Annotated in this window: 20 protein-coding genes and 1 tRNA gene; 13 read left to right on the forward strand and 8 right to left on the reverse strand. The window is 57.9% G+C overall.

Annotation, left to right across the window (positions count from 1 at the left end):
- The first annotated feature begins 41 nt into the window (after positions 1–41).
- Positions 42–1,484: a magnesium transporter gene (mgtE, locus tag JFT86_RS14275; RefSeq protein WP_201237160.1), complete on the forward strand. Its 1,443-nt coding sequence runs from the start codon at positions 42–44 to the stop codon at positions 1,482–1,484.
- Between the two features lie 245 nt (positions 1,485–1,729).
- Here the strand turns inward: mgtE and JFT86_RS14280 are convergent, their stop codons facing one another.
- Positions 1,730–2,056 carry an Arc family DNA-binding protein gene (locus JFT86_RS14280; protein WP_003178899.1) on the reverse strand — a complete coding sequence of 109 codons (327 nt, stop codon included), beginning with the start codon at positions 2,054–2,056 and terminating at the stop codon, positions 1,730–1,732.
- A 388-nt stretch (positions 2,057–2,444) separates the two neighbouring features.
- On the opposite strand from JFT86_RS14280, the gene phnN reads away from it, so the two are divergent.
- On the forward strand, positions 2,445–3,014 hold the full coding sequence (gene phnN / locus JFT86_RS14285; RefSeq protein WP_201238602.1) for a phosphonate metabolism protein/1,5-bisphosphokinase (PRPP-forming) PhnN: 570 nt from the start codon (positions 2,445–2,447) through the stop codon (positions 3,012–3,014).
- Here phnN and JFT86_RS14290 read toward each other — a convergent pair.
- Both JFT86_RS14290 and JFT86_RS14295 read right to left on the reverse strand, forming a co-directional pair.
- Positions 2,989–3,168: a PA3371 family protein gene (locus tag JFT86_RS14290; protein WP_201237161.1), complete on the reverse strand. Its 180-nt coding sequence runs from the start codon at positions 3,166–3,168 to the stop codon at positions 2,989–2,991. The two genes, phnN and JFT86_RS14290, sit on opposite strands and share 26 nt — an antisense overlap.
- Positions 3,169–3,188: 20 nt before the next feature.
- Entirely contained in the window at positions 3,189–3,416 is a 228-nt protein-coding gene (locus JFT86_RS14295; protein WP_201237162.1) for a hypothetical protein, read from the reverse strand.
- A gap of 285 nt (positions 3,417–3,701) precedes the next feature.
- On the opposite strand from JFT86_RS14295, the gene JFT86_RS14300 reads away from it, so the two are divergent.
- A tRNA-Arg gene (locus tag JFT86_RS14300) sits at positions 3,702–3,778 on the forward strand.
- A 153-nt stretch (positions 3,779–3,931) separates the two neighbouring features.
- The gene (locus JFT86_RS14305; protein WP_201232636.1) at positions 3,932–4,309 is read left to right on the forward strand and encodes a c-type cytochrome; all 378 of its coding nucleotides are present in this window, start codon (positions 3,932–3,934) and stop codon (positions 4,307–4,309) included.
- 69 nt (positions 4,310–4,378) lie between these two features.
- Here JFT86_RS14305 and JFT86_RS14310 read toward each other — a convergent pair whose 3' ends face one another.
- On the reverse strand, positions 4,379–5,755 hold the full coding sequence (locus JFT86_RS14310) for a lysozyme inhibitor LprI family protein (protein ID WP_201237163.1): 1,377 nt from the start codon (positions 5,753–5,755) through the stop codon (positions 4,379–4,381).
- 227 nt (positions 5,756–5,982) lie between these two features.
- Between JFT86_RS14310 and JFT86_RS14315 the strand changes: the two genes are divergently transcribed.
- The 4 genes from JFT86_RS14315 to JFT86_RS14330 all read left to right on the forward strand — a co-directional run bounded on the left by JFT86_RS14315 (position 5,983) and on the right by JFT86_RS14330 (position 11,287).
- Complete coding sequence (locus JFT86_RS14315; RefSeq protein ID WP_201237164.1) at positions 5,983–7,587, forward strand: tetratricopeptide repeat-containing response regulator; 1,605 nt, start codon at positions 5,983–5,985, stop codon at positions 7,585–7,587.
- Positions 7,584–8,276: a HAMP domain-containing sensor histidine kinase gene (locus JFT86_RS14320; protein WP_201237165.1), complete on the forward strand. Its 693-nt coding sequence runs from the start codon at positions 7,584–7,586 to the stop codon at positions 8,274–8,276. The genes JFT86_RS14315 and JFT86_RS14320 overlap by 4 nt, the downstream gene beginning before the upstream one ends.
- A gap of 311 nt (positions 8,277–8,587) precedes the next feature.
- A complete protein-coding gene (locus tag JFT86_RS14325; RefSeq protein ID WP_201238603.1) occupies positions 8,588–9,829 on the forward strand; it encodes a glutamine synthetase family protein in 1,242 nt (413 codons plus the stop codon).
- 69 nt (positions 9,830–9,898) lie between these two features.
- Positions 9,899–11,287 (forward strand): MFS transporter, encoded by a 1,389-nt coding sequence (locus JFT86_RS14330; protein ID WP_201237166.1) that lies wholly within the window; start codon positions 9,899–9,901, stop codon positions 11,285–11,287.
- 239 nt (positions 11,288–11,526) lie between these two features.
- On the opposite strand, the gene JFT86_RS14335 is transcribed toward JFT86_RS14330, so the two are convergent.
- The 4 genes from JFT86_RS14335 to flgA all read right to left on the reverse strand — a co-directional run bounded on the left by JFT86_RS14335 (position 11,527) and on the right by flgA (position 14,131).
- Entirely contained in the window at positions 11,527–12,273 is a 747-nt protein-coding gene (locus tag JFT86_RS14335) for a flagellar brake protein (protein WP_201237167.1), read from the reverse strand.
- A 92-nt stretch (positions 12,274–12,365) separates the two neighbouring features.
- Positions 12,366–12,833, reverse strand: a complete 468-nt coding sequence (locus JFT86_RS14340; RefSeq protein ID WP_201237168.1) for a flagellar protein FlgN — start codon at positions 12,831–12,833, stop codon at positions 12,366–12,368.
- A 48-nt stretch (positions 12,834–12,881) separates the two neighbouring features.
- Complete coding sequence (gene flgM, locus JFT86_RS14345) at positions 12,882–13,208, reverse strand: flagellar biosynthesis anti-sigma factor FlgM (RefSeq protein WP_064588763.1); 327 nt, start codon at positions 13,206–13,208, stop codon at positions 12,882–12,884.
- 161 nt (positions 13,209–13,369) lie between these two features.
- Positions 13,370–14,131 carry a flagellar basal body P-ring formation chaperone FlgA gene (gene flgA, locus JFT86_RS14350; RefSeq protein ID WP_103304086.1) on the reverse strand — a complete coding sequence of 254 codons (762 nt, stop codon included), beginning with the start codon at positions 14,129–14,131 and terminating at the stop codon, positions 13,370–13,372.
- Positions 14,132–14,213: 82 nt separating this feature from the next.
- On the opposite strand from flgA, the gene JFT86_RS14355 reads away from it, so the two are divergent.
- The 5 genes from JFT86_RS14355 (at position 14,214) to flgD (ending at position 17,986) form a co-directional block, all read left to right on the forward strand.
- Positions 14,214–15,146: a chemotaxis protein CheV gene (locus JFT86_RS14355; protein WP_103304087.1), complete on the forward strand. Its 933-nt coding sequence runs from the start codon at positions 14,214–14,216 to the stop codon at positions 15,144–15,146.
- 46 nt (positions 15,147–15,192) lie between these two features.
- Positions 15,193–16,020, forward strand: a complete 828-nt coding sequence (cheR, locus tag JFT86_RS14360) for a protein-glutamate O-methyltransferase CheR (RefSeq protein WP_201237169.1) — start codon at positions 15,193–15,195, stop codon at positions 16,018–16,020.
- A gap of 370 nt (positions 16,021–16,390) precedes the next feature.
- Positions 16,391–16,798, forward strand: a complete 408-nt coding sequence (flgB, locus tag JFT86_RS14365; protein WP_053122819.1) for a flagellar basal body rod protein FlgB — start codon at positions 16,391–16,393, stop codon at positions 16,796–16,798.
- A 3-nt stretch (positions 16,799–16,801) separates the two neighbouring features.
- A complete protein-coding gene (gene flgC, locus JFT86_RS14370) occupies positions 16,802–17,245 on the forward strand; it encodes a flagellar basal body rod protein FlgC (protein WP_003227217.1) in 444 nt (147 codons plus the stop codon).
- A 15-nt stretch (positions 17,246–17,260) separates the two neighbouring features.
- On the forward strand, positions 17,261–17,986 hold the full coding sequence (gene flgD, locus JFT86_RS14375; RefSeq protein WP_201237170.1) for a flagellar hook assembly protein FlgD: 726 nt from the start codon (positions 17,261–17,263) through the stop codon (positions 17,984–17,986).
- Positions 17,987–17,993: the final 7 nt, after the last annotated feature.

Genomic DNA, 17,993 nt, shown 5'->3' on the forward strand with positions numbered 1-17,993 from the left:
ATCCTTCCGGCGTGCCCCGCTGCTGGGAGTGGAGTTCGCCTATGTCTGAAATCGAAGTAAAGAAAACACAGGAAAGCCTGCAGGATCGCCTGGCTCAAGTCGTTGAGCTGCTGCAGCGCCAACGGGTCGTCGAAGACCTGACTCATCGCCAGGAAGGCGCGCATCACGACCGGGTTGAAAATCTGGTTCACCGGCAAAATCTCGTCGAGCTGCAACGCAAGCTCGATGATCTGCACTCCGCCGACGTCGCTTACATTCTCGAAGCCTTGCCGCTGGACGATCGTCTGACGCTCTGGCAACTGGTCAAGGCTGACCGCGACGGCGACATTCTTCTCGAAGTATCCGATTCGGTCCGTGAAACACTGATCGCCGACATGGACGATCACGAGCTCCTGGCAGCCGCCAAGGACATGGATGCCGACGAACTTGCTGACCTGGCTTCCGAGCTGCCGCGAGACGTCGTCCATGAGCTGATGGAGAGTCTGGATAACCAGCAGCGTGAGCGCGTGCGTTCGGCCTTGTCCTATGACGAGGAGCAGGTCGGTGCGCTGATGGACTTCGAGATGGTGACCATCCGGGAGGATGTCAGCCTCGAAGTGGTTCTGCGCTATCTGCGCCGTCTCAAAGAGCTTCCCGGTCATACCGATAAACTGTTCGTGGTCGACTACGACGGTGTGCTCAAGGGCGTGCTGCCGATCAAGCGTTTGCTGGTCAACGACCCGGACAAACAGGTTTCTGAAGTGATGGCCAGCGATCCGGTGAGTTTCCACCCGGACGAAGATGCCTACGACGCCGCTCAGGCGTTCGAACGTTATGACTTGATCTCCGCCCCGGTGGTCGACAAGAACGGCAAGCTGATCGGCCGTCTGACCATCGACGAGATGGTCGACCTGATTCGTGAGGAGAGCGAAAGCGAAGTCCTCAACATGGCGGGTCTGCGTGAAGAGGAAGATATCTTCGCCTCGGTGTGGAAATCGCTGCGTAACCGTTGGGCGTGGCTGGCGATCAACCTGATCACCGCGTTCGTCGCGTCCCGGGTGATCGGTCTGTTTGAAGGTTCGATCGAGAAGCTGGTAGCGCTCGCGGCGTTGATGCCGATCGTGGCGGGTATCGGTGGCAACTCCGGTAACCAGACGATCACCATGATCGTACGTGCCATGGCGCTCGACCAGGTCAGCACCGGCAATACGTCGCGCCTGATGCGCAAAGAGCTGGCGGTGGCCCTGATCAACGGTCTGGTCTGGGGCGGAGTGATCGGTGTGGTCGCTTACCTGCTTTATGGCAGCTGGTCGCTGGGTGTGGTGATGACAGCGGCGATGACCCTCAACTTGCTACTGGCGGCGTTGATGGGGGTATTGATCCCGATGACGCTGGCGAAGATGGGGCGCGACCCGGCAATGGGTGCCAGCGTCATGATCACCGCAATGACCGACAGTGGTGGTTTCTTTATCTTCCTGGGGTTGGCGACGATCTTCCTGCTCTAACCGACTGCAAACAAATGGCCCGCCAACATGGCGGGCTTTTTTGTGCCTGTTTGATGGGTGATCAGTAACCTGTGGCGAGGGGATTTATCCCCGATGGGCTGCGCAGCAGTCCCTCTTTTTGGGGCCGCTTCGCAGCCCATCGGGGATAAATCCCCTCGCCACGGATGTATGCCAGGCGGCTGACGCGTCAAATCGAGGGCAAAAAAAAGCCAGCACTCATGCTGGCTTGAGCTGTTCGGTGTGGCTCAGGACGCGTCTGCGGCCATTTCAGCGTCGTGGGCGATCAAGGACACCAGCGCGTTCTGCTGACGGTGAGATAGCTGACGGAAGCGTTGCAGCAGCTCGCGCTCGTGCAACGACAGCTCAGGGCTGTCCAGGCGCATGCTCAGCTCTTCGCCCAATGCACCTTCTTGAATAAGACTCTGCTCAAGGCGCGCAATGATTTCGGAGTTCATGCTGCGATGATGATTGCGAGCCACCTCGGCAATGCGTTCACGCATTCCGTCTGGCAGACGTACGACAAACTTGTCAGCCGTACGGCTGGAATAAATTGCCTGTTTCAATGGGCGCATATATTTAACCGGTTAGTTCAGGGGAGCGGTTCTCGGGATTGGCCGCAGGATGTGTGGTAGGACAAGCATCCGCGCCAAATGGTTCAACCTGAATTGTTAAGAGGCCGGCATCATGCCTCAAAATTGCCAGATCATTGGCGTCAATTCTGTGACAAATATTGAGCTGGGTAAAGGCGTAATGCCAGCACCAATTATCAGAAATGCGGACTGGTTGGAAAACTTTGCCTTCACCCGCATCACTGTCCGCTTCCAAGTGCATATCTGTTGATGTCCGAAGACGTCAGAACGTGCATGCTATGCGGCTTTCGATCCTTGTTCCTTACCTGTACAGGATAGTGGCAATTTGCCGATTTACTAGCGCTGAAGCATGCCGGAGGGCGTTTTCAAGATGGATGGCAGGCTTATTTATCTGATGGGACCGTCCGGTTCAGGCAAGGACAGTCTGATTGAGTCCGCCCGTGACTCACTTCGTGCGTTGAATTGTGAAGTGATACGTCGAGTGATCACGCGTTCGGCCGAATCGGTAGGCGAAAACGCCGTGGGAGTGACGTCTGAAGAGTTCGAACGGCGTCAGCGCGCCGGCGATTTTTCACTCGCCTGGCAGGCCAATGGCCTCGCCTATGGCATTCCCGTACAAATGGACGAATGGTTGAAATCCGGGCGACATGTCCTGGTGAATGGTTCTCGCGCCAACCTGCGTCAGGCACTTGAACGTTACCCGACACTGCTGCCGGTTTTGTTGACGGTGAAGGACGAGGTCTTGCGTGAGCGCCTGTTCCGACGGGGTCGCGAGACGCTGGAGCAAATCGATGCGAGAGTGGCCCGCAATGCGCTATTCAAGGACCGGCGATCAAGTGATGAGCCTGTTCACCTGATCGATAATTCGGGCGCCCTGGCAGACGCCGTCAATCAACTGCTGGATTGGGTAAAAATCAACGTAACACCGGATCAAATTTGATCTTGCGCCCGGCAACCAGCGCCAGCACGAACAACACCGCAAACACGCCGCAACCAATCAGGGGCAGGGTGATTTCGGTTTCCTCGAACAGCGAAAAATGCACAACGCCACTCAATAAGGCGAGGATCAGAAATCCTGCTGCTGATTTGGACATGCTGTACTCCTGAAGATATTTCAAAAAACCAGACGTTCGGAAACGGGCGCTGACAGTGTCTGCCGAGGTTCGCTGACCGCTTGCGGCGCGAAGCTCTGCTCGTTCAACACCGCCAACTGTGGCGCCCTCTGCACCTGCAAGTAGTGCGGCATGCGCTGGGCGACCGGTTCGGCCCGCTCTGGGACAAAGTGGGAACCCACCAAAACCGTCAATGCAATTGCGTTTGCAAGCAAGAGAGTGCTGTTCATGGGACGGTGCTCCGATTGTTCTTCTATTGAACAGACAAAGCAGCCGTCGTGCCAACAGTCTAACCGCTGTTAAGTCCTTTAAAAACAAGCGTTTGGCAGGGTTTTTCCAAAGGGTTGGGTTGCATTCTGCAATGATGGCTTTTTGCGGCAGTGCAAAATGCACGGTAAAACTTCCCGCAGCATTGCAGGGCGCCTGCCTACACTTAAAAAGCCCTACGGACGACATGACAAATCGGGGCCTGGCCGTTAACATGCACGCCGTCCGTCGCGTCGCGACTGGCTTGTGTCTCAGTAGCTCAATTGGATAGAGCATCCCCCTCCTAAGGGGAAGGTTGGCAGTTCGAACCTGCCCTGGGACACCATATGATTTCGGCCTGTTCAGGCCCTTCCTCTGACCGCTACGTTTATCTGCAACAGCAGCGTGGCAGCAGAAGAAGCAAATAAAGCCCCTTTCAGGATAATCCGGAAAGGGGCTTTTTCGTATTTACGGTTTAAGGATGATGCCAATGGAAGGCCTGAAAGTATTACTCATCGCTTCGCTAGGGTTTTTATCGCTCATTCAACCATCCCTTTCCGTTGCGGATAACGTCAGCGGCAAAAACCTCTATTCACAGCGATGCGCCATGTGCCACGGCGCCGATCTCAAGGCTTCAGGCCCCTTGGCGAATAAAAGCAATCCTCCGACGCCTGATCTGACAACTTCCGCTTTCAAACAACGCCTGAAGGATTACCCGGGCGTTATCGTGTCATCCGTCATACTTCGCCCAAACGGCGACTTGATTCCCAGAACATTGCGCGAGAACGGCGTGAAGGTTCCGCCGCACGTCTGGACGATTCAGGACTTTCGCGATTTGAATCAGTATATGACTGGTGTGATTGCAAAAAGTCGATGATTTTTCGGATGAAAAAATAGCCCCGCACAGAGTCATCTGGCGGGGCTTTTTCATGGGCGGGCGTCGGGATTATTCCTCGGCGCCACCTCCAGGTTTGCTGATCGAAGTGCTGATCGTGGTCATGCGCCGACGACCATTGACCTTGTAGTCGCGCTCTTGGTCTATCGCGCCTGGCTTGCGCAGAGTCACTTGCGCATACAGGCCATCCTTTGCGCTGTAGGTGCCGAACCAGTTATTCAGTCGCGCAATAAAGCATTCGCTACCGATGATCACCGGGAAGTCGGCTACCTGCTCGATGGCGTAATAGCCTGCGCCGTAGCCGTAATATTCCTCGCGGTCGGTGGTGGACGGAGGAATCGGGCACATGGGTTTTCGCTCTTGCCCGCTGTCGGAGGTTTCTTCCCCAACTGTAGCCAAGCCTTGGGCGAGTGCCCGGTGCAGATCCGGTTTCAACTTATAAGTGGTTTTGTGCTCATCATCAGGCTGAATGCGAGGGATGCTGAGTTGATAGCGATAATGAATCGTCAGTTTGGGCACCAGGTGGTTCGCCTGCCACGGACTGAGCAGGTAGACATCATCGATACCGTAACTACTGTCGCGATAGGCGGCATAGACATTGCCGTGAAAAGCGATCCAGCTCACAGACTGGTTGGAGCCGCGCTCGTTGATGGAGTAGAGGGAACCGCCAATGGATTCGCCGTCGGACGCCGGGGTTCTGCGGGTGAACCGATCGCCTTCGCGGTGGAAGATTTCGACGAAGGTGAACAAACCGGTGCCGCCGGTGTAGGTCTGAACGATCAGGTCACGTTGCCCGTCATTGTCGAGATCCAGCAAGGTGAACGAGGTTGAACCCAGTGCGGTGTCTGCCTCGAAATCAGTGGCCTGCAAAGCTGCCCACTCGTTACGGGAAACGCCTTTGGGAAGGGTCTTCGGGAAGTGCGTTTTATCAGAGAATTGATCGGTGTCGGGCTCTGCGGAAAACGAAGTTTCGGCGCTTTTCAACGCCAGTGAAGCGAGCGTCCGTTCCAGCGCAAATTCCGGGTCACTCTGACTGGCCGTCTGAACACGCTTTTGCAGATCATCCAGCACTTCTTTGTCGACGCCGGTCGGCTGCTGGGCGACAACTTCAGCCCATTGCGCTTGCAACAGTTTCAGCTGTTCGCGATAGCGCTGATCCAGACACGAAGCATCATCGACACACTCATTGCGCGCTTTCAGCCACAGCCGTTGCGTGCCCTTTAGTTGTGGTCGTGTCTCGACGGAAGCCTTGATCAACTGCCGATAAACCTCGCCCATCTGCGTATCCAGTTCATACAGACCCGTATTGGCACAAATAGTCTTTTCGACGGTGTTCGCCGCTTTTGTACAGTCCATTCCGGTTGCCGTGGCGTGCTGGATAAACAGCAGCGCACAGGCGCACACGATGTAGCGTCCTTTGAGGTACACGAGGTCAGCCTTGTAGTGGGGAGTTGCCAGGCGCGCAGGGTAATCGCAGCGCAAGGAATCTTGAAGCGTGCGCTTCAGGGAACGGCACTTCTGGCCGATAACCCGAACGGCTCTTGCAATCTCATCGGCCGCGCATGAAATCGCTTGATAGCATTTGGCCTCCAGCTATCATCTGCGCGCCTGAAAGTTGCCTCGGTTCATCTACTTCAATTGCCTGGAAATCCTCGATGCTGTCGTATCACCAAAAGAGTTTTCTGATCGTCGATGATTTCTCGGATTTCCGCAGTTCCGTGCGCTCGATGCTGCGTGAACTTGGGGTCAAGGACGTGGACACCGCCGACACCGGCGAGCAGGCGCTGAAGATGTGTGCGCAGAAGTCCTACGATTTCATCCTGCAGGATTTCCACCTCGGCGACGGCAAGAAGAACGGCCAGCAGGTGCTTGAAGACCTGATGCTGGAAAAGCTCATCAGCCATGAAGCGGTGTTCGTCATGGTCACCGCCGAAACCAGTCAGGCGATGGTATTGAGCGCGCTGGAACACGAGCCGGATGCCTACCTGACCAAACCGTTCAACCGCTCGGGCCTGGCGCAGCGCCTGGAGCGTCTGGAGCAGCGCAAGACGTTGCTCAAGCCGATTCTGCAAGCGCTCGACCGTGGCAAACCGGTCGAGGTGCTTAACGCCTGCATCGCCCTGTGCAAACAGGACATCCGCTATTCGCCGCTGTGCCTGCGCTATCGCGCCGATGCCCTGCGCGACATGAATCAGAACGAAGCGCTGGAACGCCTCTACGACAGCATCATCGCCGACCGGCCGTTGCCGTGGGCGTTTGCCGGATTGGGCAAGCTGCTGTTCAAACGCGGGCAAGTGGCGCAGGCCAAAGGCGTCTATGAAAAAGCCCTGAAGGTGTTCCCGATGATGCCGGCGCTGTATGACGGCATGGCTGACGTGCTGGTTTCCGAGGGCGATACCAAAGGCGCGCAGCGGGTGCTGGAAGAAGCCATTCGCCTGTCGCCACTGGCGGTGCGTCGGCAGGCGTTGCTGGGCAAGCTGGCGATGGCCAACGAAGATTTCGACACCGCCTCGCGGGCTTATCGCCAAGCGGTGGCACAGGGCGCGCAGTCGCGGTTCAAGGACCCGGAAAGCAACCTCGGCCTGGCCCATGCGCTGATCAGCAAGGGCAGCGAGCGCGGTCTCGATACGCGCACGCGGCTGGAGATCAACACGACGCTGAGCGCTGTGGCGAAAGAGAATCCGACCGATCCAGGTTTGCAGATTCGTGCACGTTTGATGAAAGCCACCAGCCTGTTGCTCAACGACGCCGAAACCGCCGACAAGCTCACTGAACAGGCGCTGATGCGTCTCGACGGCATGGAGCAGTTCATGAGCCCGGAAGCGGCGTTGTTGGTTGCCAAGCAATTGCAGATGCTCGGTCAGGCCGAGGCGGGCACCTCGATGCTCAAAAGCTGCGCGGAAATCTACGGCGACGATCCGGCGGTGATGAAAGACATCGCCAAGCTCACCGATGATCCGACTATTCTCAGTTCCAGCAACGCCGCCGCCGACCTCAACCGTCAGGGCGTGCGCGTGTACAAGACCGGCAACCTGGTGGAGGCCCGCGAGGTGTTCCGCAAGGCGCTGAAGATGCAACCGAAGAACATCAGTATCGCGCTGAACATGGCCCAGTCGCTGCTGCACGGCACCGACACCAGTGTGCCGTCGGCGGAGCTGGAAGAATGTCGGGCCTGCCTGAAAATGGTCGGCCTGATGCCCGACACCGACGCGCGTCATGCGCGTTATCAGAAGCTGAAAAGCAAGGCGTTTGGCGAATGAACCACGACGAGCAAGCTCTGGATTTTTCCACGGTGATCGCCTCCACCGTCCACGACATGAAGAACTCTCTGGCCATGCTGATGCAGGCCCACAGCCAATGGCTGGCGCGTTTGCCTGAGGCACAGCGTTCGGGCACGGAGCAGGGCGTAATCGACTTCGAGTTCGCTCACCTCAACGGCATGCTGGTGCAGTTGCTCGGGCTGTATAAGCTCGGGGTCAACCAGATGCCGTTGCAGCCGGCGTATCACGAACTGGATGACTTCATCGAAGCGCAACTGGCGGCGCATCAAGAGGTGTTCGCCAGTCGCGGGATCATCGCCACCTATGAAGTTGATCCGCTGAGCCCGCTGGGCTTCTTCGATCGCGAACTGATCGCCTCGGTGCTTGGTAACTGCATCAACAACGCCATTCGTTACGCCCGCGAATCATTGCTGATCACCGTCAGCGACGAGGCCGGGCAACTGGTGCTGAGCATCAACGACGACGGCGACGGTTATCCGGCCGAGATGCTCGAGCGTCAGGCCGATTACGTGCAAGGCATCAATCACAGCAGCGGCAGCACTGGCCTGGGCTTGTATTTCGCCAACCGCATCGCCGCGCTGCATCAGCGCAACGGCGTTGAAGGTCGCACCGAAATCAGCAATGGCGGCCCGTTGGGCGGCGGCGTCTTCAGCCTCTACCTGCCCTGACACCACACCGGCCCCTGTAGGAGCTGCCGCAGGCTGCGATTTTTTGATCTTCAAAAGCAAAGTCAAAAGATCGTCCGAACGCGGCCCGAGCCTTCGGCAGCTCCTACAGAGAAAAGGATTTTGTTTGACGCTGCTTGATATTCCGAACAGCCGGAGCCTATTTTGTACGGGTCGCCGTTCGCGGCTCGCACAACAACAAGGATTGCGTCATGACAACCGATGGCCAGCGTTCACTCGCGCAGCGATTGACCGGCATTGATGAGATTGAATGTGTCACGCCGGATTTGAATGGCGTACCACGGGGCAAGGTGATGACCGCCGAGGGTTTCCTCGAAGGGCGGCGTTTGCAGTTGGCGCGGGGTGTGCTGCTGCAATGCATCATGGGCGGTTATCCGGCAGCGCGGTTTTACGGCAGCGATGACGGCGATCTCGCTCTGATTGCCGAACCGACCCAGATCCATCGTTTGCCCTGGAGTGACGACCCGCGTGCCCTGGCCATTTGCGACGCCGATGAGTTGACCGGCGAAAGCTCCAATCTGTCGACCCGTGGTCAACTAAAGAAAGTCATCGCCCGTTACGCAGCGCGCGGTCTGGCGCCGGTGGTGGCGACCGAGTTGGAATTCTTTGTCTTCGCGCCGAATACCGATCCGACGCAACCGTTCCGTCCGCCAGTCGGTCTCGACGGTCGTCGCGAGGATGGCCAGTCGGCCTTCAGTGTCAGTTCCAACAACGGTCTGCGGCCGTTCTTCAGCGAAGTTTATAAATGCATGGCAGCGCTCGGCTTGCCTCGCGATACCTTCATGCATGAAATGGGCGTCAGCCAGTTCGAGATCAACCTGTTGCACGGTGATCCACTGTTGCTGGCCGACCAGACCTTCCTGTTCAAGCACCTGCTTAAAGAAGTCGCGCTCAAACATGGCCTGACCGTGGTGTGCATGGCCAAGCCGCTGGCGCACACGCCGGGCAGTTCGATGCACATTCACCAAAGCCTCGTCGACATCGCGACTGGCAAGAACGTCTTCAGCGATGACCGTGGTGAGCCGACGGCGATGTTCCGCCACTTCATCGGCGGGCAGCAGGCGGGCATGGCCGATTTCACCGCGCTGTTTGCACCGAATGTGAACTCCTACCAGCGCTTGTGCCATCCGTATGCATCGCCGAACAATGCCTGCTGGTCCCACGATAACCGTGCGGCAGGATTGCGCATTCCAGCCAGTTCGCCGGTCGCCCGTCGGGTCGAAAACCGTTTGCCGGGCGCCGATGCCAACCCGTATCTGGCCATCGCCGCCAGTCTGGCCGCCGGTTTGCATGGTATCGAACATGAACTGGAACCGAGCGAAGCGATTCAGGGCGAGTTCGAGGTGCCGGACAATCTTGCGCTGCCGTGTACCTTGCATGCCGCGCTCGAACGTCTGAAACGTAGCCAATTGGCGAGGGAACTGTTCGGACACGAGTTCATCGAAGGCTACATCGCTTCGAAGACCATGGAGTTGACCAGCTTCTTTGATGAAATCACTCCCTGGGAACGGCGTGTTCTAGCAGCCCAGGCCTGACGTAACGTCGCCATCGGGCTATCGTTCTGGTAGCCCGATATTTACTGCAAGGAGCCGCTCGGAACGCCGATGCGCCAAATCTGGAAATCCTTTCGAGCGCTGTATTTCGCCTCGCTGATGATGTTGATCGGCTCGGGCCTTCTATCGACTTATCTGGCATTGCGCCTGGCCGCTGACCATGTCGACGGCCTGTGGGTCGGTGCGTTGATGGCGGCCAACTATTTTGGTCTGGTGCTGGGCGGCAAGATCGGCCACCGGTTGATTGCGCGGGTCGGGCATATCCGCGCCTATTCGGCGTGTGCCGGGATCGTCGGCGCGGCGGTGCTTGGCCATGGCCTGGTGGATTGGTTGCCGGCGTGGCTGGTGCTGCGGACCATTGTCGGTCTGGGCATGATGTGTCAATACATGGTGATCGAGAGCTGGCTCAATGAGCAGGCTGACGCCAACCAGCGTGGTCTGGTGTTCAGTGGCTACATGATCGCCTCGTATCTGGGGCTGGTCTTGGGCCAGCTGATTCTGGTCATGCATCCCGGCCTCGGGCTGGAACTGTTGATGCTGGTCGCACTGTGCTTTGCATTGTGTCTGGTGCCAGTGACGCTGACCCGCCGGATTCACCCGGCACCGCTGCATCCGGCGCCGATGGAGCCGCGCTTCTTCATCAAACGCGTGCCGCAATCGTTGAGCACGGTGCTCGGTGCCGGTTTGATCATTGGTTCGTTTTATGGTCTGGCGCCGTTGTATGCCTCGCAGCAGGGATTGTCGACCGAGCAGGTCGGCCTGTTCATGGGTAGCTGCATTTTTGCCGGACTACTGGTGCAGTGGCCGCTGGGCTGGTTGTCTGACCGTTATGATCGCGCGCTGCTGATCCGCTGCTTTGCCGGGTTTCTGGCGGTGGCCGCCTTGCCGCTGGCGATCATGCCGCAGGTGCCGCTGGAGGTGCTGTTTGTGGTCGGCTTCCTCTGTTCGCTGGTGCAGTTCTGTCTGTATCCGCTGGCCGTGGCGTTTTCCAACGACCACGTCGAAGGGGATCGCCGGGTGTCGCTGACGGCGATGCTGCTGGTGACGTACGGGGTCGGTGCCAGTGTCGGACCGCTACTGGCGGGTGTGCTGATGAAATTTCTCGGCAGCCAGAGCCTGTACGCGTTCTTCAGCTTCTTTGCGCTGGTGCTGGTGTGGCGGATCCGCCCGAAAGCGGTGACCAATCTGCATCAGGTCGACGATGCGCCGCTGCATCACGTCGCGATGCCGGACAGCATGTCGAGTTCGCCGCTGGTGGCTGCGCTTGATCCGCGTGTTGATGAGCAGGTGGTGCAGGAGCAGATGCAGAATCCGGTGACGCCAGAGTCGGAGCCGCAACCTGATGCGGAACCAGAAGTGCAGCCTGAGCCTGCGGTAGAAGCGGGGCCGGATGACGGCAGCGACAAGCCAACGCCGGATATCAGTGGTGCCAGACCTTGACAGGCACCGATGGAATTCCCCTGTGGCGAGGGGATTTATCCCCGATGGGACACGAAGTGGCCCCAGCCCGGACTACCGGATTTTACTGATACACCGCATTGAATGGTTTTGAGGGCGCTTCGCGCCCTATCGGGGATGAATCCCCTCGCCACAGGTATCCATTACAGAAGCTGCTATTCGGGTTGGAAATAAAAAAGGGCAGTCCCGCCAAGGACTGCCCTTTCTTTTTTGCGTTCGACTCAGAGATCGTCTTTATCGAAACGCCGAGCTTCACGCTGCAACTGATAAACAAAACGCTCAACGTTGCGTGCAGCCTGGCCACTGATGTTGTGGAAGCGCAGACCGGCGAAGGTGATGTTGAGTTTTTCTTCGAAGTGCAGATAACGCAGTTCGACCGAAGTCGGCTGGTTGCCGAACAGCGGCGGGGCGATCATGCGGTCGTAGACCTGACCCAGTTGCAGGCGATCAGTGATGTCGCCTTCGAAACGCAACTTGCAGCCGGTGGCGGAAATATCCAGCAGCTTGCCGTTGATCGGCGCCTTGAGCTTCTCGCCACCCAGTTCGACGCTGACCAGATCGGTCAGTTTCAATGCGGCGCGGAAAGCGTTGCGGCGCTGGTGGTAAACCACCTCGGTCGGTAACTCGCCGGTATAAAAGCGGTCGCCGTCGGATTCTTCGATGTTCAGCGTGCCGGTACATTCCCAGGCAATGCGTACGCCTTCATGGAAACCTTCAACCCGGAACGGTTCGCCGGCGAGCAGAAAGCGTTCGCCATCGCGCGGAATCATTTCGTCGAGGGCAATCGAAGCGCTGTCGCGGTCGACTTTGATCAGGTAGCTCTGGAAGCGCTGGCTGCGTTCGTGGAACGTGATGATCAGCGGGTCGTGGCTATCTTGCAGTTGGCGCAGGTTGCTGGAGATTTCCAGTGGCGTGGTGAGCACCTTTGGTGGCTGCGGAGCATCATCCGCGCTTAGGGCGTTTGGCACGTTTTCTCAATCTCCAGACAAAATTTGACGATGACTAGCCAGCATTTTGCCAGCATGTTTCACGTGTTGATAGTGCAGGGCCATCGAATGGCTCACGCCTGGCTGAGCGTACGCGGCTTGGCAGGTTTGGCGAAGGTGCCGCTGGCGTCATAAAGCGCTGGCGGTTCGCCGCCGGTGAGGATTTTCAGCTGATTGGCCGTGGTGGCCTGCTGGATCTGGATCGACTGGCCATTCTTGACGTTGGCGGCCTGGCACTGGGCGATCAGATCGGTCAATGCGTCACCTTGCGTCAGTAACTGCGCGCCAATGCTCGACTGGCCGGCCAGTTGCTCGAGGCCTTGGCGATCAGTCGACAGGTTGAGGCTGGCGAGGATTTCGCTGCGCTTGCGGCCATGCTGTTCAAGCAGAATGATCAACGCCTGTTTGCGCGCCAGAATTTCTTCCAGCAGTGGCATGTCACGACCGTGCAAAGCGAGGGCCTCGGTTTGCAGTAACTCCAGCAAATCTTGAGCTGGAGCAAAGTCGTCGTTGATCAGTTGCAGTAAGTTAGTGTCGTGCATGGCTGGCCTTGGGTTTTAAGCGTCCAAAAGCCTGGCGCCGGCAAAAGCCTAGCGCTGGGCTTCGAAGTTGAGCAGTTTGCTGGCTACACGGTTGCTGTCGACTTTATAGCTGCCATCGGCAATCGCGGCTTTCAACTCGGCCACACGGGCTTTGTCGACAGCAGGCTGATCGCGCAGCTTGTCAGTGACCTTCTGCAACTGTTGAGCCTCATTGCTGAGGTGTACCGATTCCCCGCTTTTTGCGGTACTGGCCGTTTCGGCCGGGGTATTCAGCGGCGCAGAGGTGCCGGTTTCGGCGGTTTCCTTGGCGTTGCTGGTACGTGTACTGCCCGTAAGTGACGAGGAGCTGTTCAAACGGCTGAAATCGATGACCATGATAAAAAACCTCTGGGAATTTGGACGCTTGCCATGTTTTCGGCCATCCCCTGGAAAACTTTAGGCTCATTTGCCAATGAGTCTGCATGCGCCGGCGCGTGTCCTGCTGCGGCACAGTTTAGGGAAGCGACGGGGTCCGCGCCAGTTTTCTCATGAGTGTTTTACATGGCCACTTCCACCTGGCCCGGCGCGGTGACTTGCGCCTTGATGACGCGTTGGGAGTTGAGGTTTTTCACCCGGATCTGTTCTTTCAAACCGCCATTGGCCAGCGCTTCACCGGGCATGCGCACGGCGAGTGTGCCGCTGCGGGCGGTGATGACCACTTGATCGCCCTTGCGCACGACTTCGGCCTGCTCAAGGTGGACCAGAGTAATGACCTGATCGGCGACCGTTGGTCGGGTTAATTTTTGCCCGATCGCTTCGTCTACCGACGTCAGGAAACCTTGATTGATCACGCTGATGTCGCGTTCACGCAAGGTCACATCCTGCGGCTCGATAATCCCGGCGCGTTTGAGTGGTCGGGTGGTGGTCACAATCTCGCGAAACAGGCGGACTTGAGCGGGCACAAACACGGTCCAGGGCGAGCTGCCTTCACAGCGAACCTTGACGGTTACCCGGCCCAGCGGACGTGCCGGACTCTCCAGCGAGGCTGTCAATTCCTTGTCGCACATAGGCATGCGCATACGGGGATCGAGCTGGTTGACTTCGATTTCGTAGCGGCCTTCCGTTTGACTGGTAGCCAGATAGTCTTCTACGGTGAACTCAAGAAAGCCCTGAGTGACGCCGATAAGCATGTCAGGCAAGGTAACCGCATCAGCAATGGCAGGGCTGCCAGCGAAAAAGAAGCAAACGGCGGACACCGCGCAAAGCCCTCTGCGAAGGGGAGATGTCAGGCGTCGGAAAAATGTCGTTTGAGCGTTCATACGAGTTAAAAAGCAAGCGCCGTGCCGTTTAGCAATGAATGTGCGTCGCAACAACACTTGGCGTTGGTGTAGGAGTCTGGGCATGGCTGGTGTAATGGATTCGGTGAACCAGCGCACGCAACTGGTAGGGCAGAATCGCCTGGAGCTGTTGTTGTTCCGTCTCGACGGTCAGCAGCTCTACGGAATCAACGTGTTCAAAGTGCGGGAAGTGCTGCAATGCCCGTCGCTGACGTTGATGCCCAAGTCCAGTCCTGTCGTGTGCGGGGTGGCGAATATTCGGGGGGCGACCATTCCGATCCTTGATCTGGCAATGGCCACTGGCTCGGGTGCGTTGAAAGACAAGAAAAACCCGTTCGTGATCATCACGGAGTACAACACCAAGACCCAGGGTTTCCTGGTCCGCTCGGTGGAGCGCATCGTCAACATGAACTGGGAAGAGATTCATCCACCACCCAAGGGTACCGGTCGCGATCATTACCTGACCGCTGTGACTCGGGTGGACAATCAGTTAGTCGAAATCATCGACGTCGAGAAAGTGCTGGCGGAAGTTGCGCCGACGCCGGAAGCGATTTCGGTCGGCGTGGTCGATGTCGAGACCCAGACCAAGGCGTTGTCGCTGCGGGTGCTGACGGTCGATGACTCGTCGGTGGCGCGCAAGCAGGTCACGCGTTGCCTGCAGACGATCGGCGTTGAAGTGGTGGCGCTGAACGACGGCAAGCAGGCGCTGGATTACCTGCGCAAGCTGGTCGACGAGGGCAAGAAGCCGGAAGAAGAGTTCCTGATGATGATCTCCGACATCGAGATGCCGGAGATGGACGGGTACACCCTGACGGCGGAGATCCGCGGCGACGCGCGCATGCAAAAGCTTCATATCATCCTGCATACTTCGTTGTCCGGGGTATTCAATCAGGCGATGGTCAAGAAAGTCGGTGCCGATGACTTTTTGGCCAAATTCCGCCCTGATGACCTGGCATCCCGGGTAGTCGACCGGATCAAAGCAGCAGATATCAGCTAGGGGCCTTTTGCCCCTGGCGGTCAACACGATTTAAGAGGCGGCATCATTGTCTACGGGTAATTTGGATTTCGAACAGTTCCGGGTCTTCCTGGAAAAAGCCTGTGGCATTTTGCTCGGTGAAAACAAGCAGTACCTGGTCTCGAGCCGTCTCAACAAACTGATGGAGCAGCAAGGCATCAAATCCCTGGGTGAGCTGGTACAGCGCATCCAGACCCAGCCGCGCAGCGGTTTGCGCGAGCAGGTGGTCGATGCCATGACGACCAACGAAACCCTGTGGTTTCGTGACACCTATCCGTTTGAAGTCTTGAAGAACAAGGTACTGCCCGAAGCGATCAAGGCCAGTCCCAACCAGCGCCTGCGGATCTGGTCGGCGGCGTGCTCGTCGGGTCAGGAACCGTATTCGCTGTCGATGTCGATCGATGAGTTCGAACGCGTCAACCTCGGTCAGTTGAAGATGGGCGTGCAGATCGTTGCCACTGATTTGTCCGGTCTTATGCTGAACAACTGCAAGACCGGCGAGTACGACAGCCTGGCGATCGGTCGCGGTTTGTCCGCCGACCGTCTGCAGCGTTACTTCGACCCGAAAGGGCCGGGGCGCTGGGTGATCAAGGCGCCGATCAAGAACCGTGTGGAGTTCCGCTCGTTCAACTTGCTCGACAGCTACGCCAGCCTGGGCAAGTTCGACATCGTGTTCTGCCGCAACGTGCTGATCTACTTCTCCGCCGAGGTGAAGAAAGACATTCTGTTGCGCATTCACAGTACGTTGAAGCCGGGCGGTTATCTGTTCCTTGGCGCTTCCGAAGCGCTGAACGGTCTGCCGGATCATTACCAGATGGTCCAGTGCAGCCCGGGGATCATTTACCAGGCGAAATGATTGCACGGCAACACAAAAAACGGCAGGCCCGCAAAGGCCTGCCGTTTTTTTATGCCTGAACAATTTCCCGCGAACACCACAAATCCCCTGTAGGAGTGAGCCTGCTCGCGATAGCGGTGTGTCAGGCACCGATGATGTTGGACGTGCTACCGCTATCGCGAGCAGGCTCACTCCTACAGGGGACCGTGGTGTGTATGAGATGGACGGCAAGCGGCAGAAAAGCGGCATTCGGCGGAAGCCCGTTGCCGCTTTTCTGGCATTGCCGCTTTGCCGACACCGCGCAAAGCCCCGTTTTTCGGGTGTTTCGCGCATTGGCACGGCGCTTGCTAAAGCTCAGTTACGAAAAACCGGTCACCCGAAGGTTCCCGACATGAGCATCAGCTTCGATAAAGCGCTCGGCATTCACGAAAAGGCTCTTGGCTTCCGCGCCCAGCGTGCCGAAGTCCTGGCGAACAACATCGCCAACGCCGATACCCCGAACTACAAGGCTCGGGATCTGGACTTCTCCAAAGTGCTTGAAGCACAGACCCAGAAGAACGCCAACGGCACCATCGCCCTGAACATGACCAACAGCCGTCACATCGAAGCTGAAGGTCTGGGCAATGGCGACGAATCGCTGCTGTATCGCACGCCGATGCAACCGTCGATCGACCAGAACACCGTGGACGCTCAGCTTGAGCAATCGAATTACGCGGAAAACGCGGTCGGTTTCCAGGCCAGCTTCACCTTGCTCAACAGCAAATTCAAAGGGCTGGTGTCAGCCCTGCGCGGAGAGTAATCCATGTCCCTGTCCAGCGTTTTCAACATTGCCGGCAGCGGCATGAGCGCACAGACCACACGTCTGAACACCGTGGCTTCGAACATCGCCAACGCCGAAACCGTCTCGTCGAGCATCGACCAGACCTACCGCGCCCGTCACCCGGTGTTCGCCACCATGTTCCAGGGCGGCCAGAACAGCGGCAGCAACTCGCTGTTCCAGAGCCAGGATGCCGCCGGTCAAGGCGTGCAGGTGCTGGGTGTGGTCGAAGACCAGAGCAACCTCGAAGCGCGTTACGAGCCGAACCATCCGGCGGCCGACGCCAAAGGCTACGTCTACTACCCGAACGTCAACGTGGTGGAAGAGATGGCTGACATGATTTCCGCGAGCCGTTCGTTCCAGACCAACGCCGAAATGATGAACACCGCGAAAACCATGATGCAGAAGGTACTGACCCTCGGTCAGTAATAAGGGGCGATTGCCATGAGTGTTTCCGATGTCAGCAACACCATAAGCACCAAGGACCTGTTGGCCAACTCGTCGAAAAAGACCAGTTCGACAGCCGATGGCATTGCTTCGGCCACTAACAGCTCTACCGGTGGCCAGGCGCTGGGCAAGGACGCGTTCTTGCAATTGCTGGTCACCCAGCTGAAAAACCAGAACCCGCTCGATCCGCAGGACAACAGTGCATTCGTTGCCCAGTTGGCACAGTTCAGTAGCCTGGAAGGTATTACCACGCTGAACTCCACCGTGAGTGGCCTTGCTGGCAACTACAACTCCTCGCAAGCGCTGCAAGCTTCGTCGCTGGTCGGTCGCAACGTGATCGTGCAGACCAATACTGCACAGCTCGATGACCCGACCAAAGGCCTGACCGGCTCGGTCACCGTGCCTTCGTCCATCGCTGGTGGCACCGTGACCATCACCGACAAGGACGGCAAGACTGTTCGCACTATCGACCTGGGTAGCCGCGCTGCGGGCGCCGCCAGCTTCACTTGGGATGGCAAAGACACTGCCGGCACCGTCGTGCCTGTTGGCACATACACCTTCAAGGCCAACGCACCGATCAACGGCACCGCGACGGACCTGGCGACTTACCTGCCAGCCACCGTCAACAGCGTCACGATCAGCCAGACCGGCGGCGAGCTGATGCTCAATCTGTCCGGCAAGGGCTCCGTTGCCCTGTCCAAAGTACAAACCATTGGTATATAGAGCCGAC

This window comes from Pseudomonas sp. TH06, assembly GCF_016651305.1.
Taxonomy (GTDB): Bacteria; Pseudomonadota; Gammaproteobacteria; order Pseudomonadales; family Pseudomonadaceae; genus Aquipseudomonas.

What these genes read in the sequence shown, in the direction of transcription:
- JFT86_RS14295 (WP_201237162.1), bottom strand. Translation starts at nt 3,416, where the DNA reads ATGAACAGCACTCTCTTGCTTGCAAACGCAATTGCATTGACGGTTTTG.
- JFT86_RS14280 (WP_003178899.1), bottom strand. Translation starts at nt 2,056, where the DNA reads ATGCGCCCATTGAAACAGGCAATTTATTCCAGCCGTACGGCTGACAAG.
- phnN (WP_201238602.1), top strand. Translation starts at nt 2,445, where the DNA reads ATGGATGGCAGGCTTATTTATCTGATGGGACCGTCCGGTTCAGGCAAG.
- flgM (WP_064588763.1), bottom strand. Translation starts at nt 13,208, where the DNA reads ATGGTCATCGATTTCAGCCGTTTGAACAGCTCCTCGTCACTTACGGGC.
- JFT86_RS14315 (WP_201237164.1), top strand. Translation starts at nt 5,983, where the DNA reads ATGCTGTCGTATCACCAAAAGAGTTTTCTGATCGTCGATGATTTCTCG.
- JFT86_RS14330 (WP_201237166.1), top strand. Translation starts at nt 9,899, where the DNA reads ATGCGCCAAATCTGGAAATCCTTTCGAGCGCTGTATTTCGCCTCGCTG.
- JFT86_RS14340 (WP_201237168.1), bottom strand. Translation starts at nt 12,833, where the DNA reads ATGCACGACACTAACTTACTGCAACTGATCAACGACGACTTTGCTCCA.
- JFT86_RS14320 (WP_201237165.1), top strand. Translation starts at nt 7,584, where the DNA reads ATGAACCACGACGAGCAAGCTCTGGATTTTTCCACGGTGATCGCCTCC.
- JFT86_RS14290 (WP_201237161.1), bottom strand. Translation starts at nt 3,168, where the DNA reads ATGTCCAAATCAGCAGCAGGATTTCTGATCCTCGCCTTATTGAGTGGC.
- JFT86_RS14325 (WP_201238603.1), top strand. Translation starts at nt 8,588, where the DNA reads ATGACCGCCGAGGGTTTCCTCGAAGGGCGGCGTTTGCAGTTGGCGCGG.
- flgD (WP_201237170.1), top strand. Translation starts at nt 17,261, where the DNA reads ATGAGTGTTTCCGATGTCAGCAACACCATAAGCACCAAGGACCTGTTG.
- JFT86_RS14355 (WP_103304087.1), top strand. Translation starts at nt 14,214, where the DNA reads ATGGCTGGTGTAATGGATTCGGTGAACCAGCGCACGCAACTGGTAGGG.
- flgB (WP_053122819.1), top strand. Translation starts at nt 16,391, where the DNA reads ATGAGCATCAGCTTCGATAAAGCGCTCGGCATTCACGAAAAGGCTCTT.
- mgtE (WP_201237160.1), top strand. Translation starts at nt 42, where the DNA reads ATGTCTGAAATCGAAGTAAAGAAAACACAGGAAAGCCTGCAGGATCGC.
- flgA (WP_103304086.1), bottom strand. Translation starts at nt 14,131, where the DNA reads ATGAACGCTCAAACGACATTTTTCCGACGCCTGACATCTCCCCTTCGC.
- flgC (WP_003227217.1), top strand. Translation starts at nt 16,802, where the DNA reads ATGTCCCTGTCCAGCGTTTTCAACATTGCCGGCAGCGGCATGAGCGCA.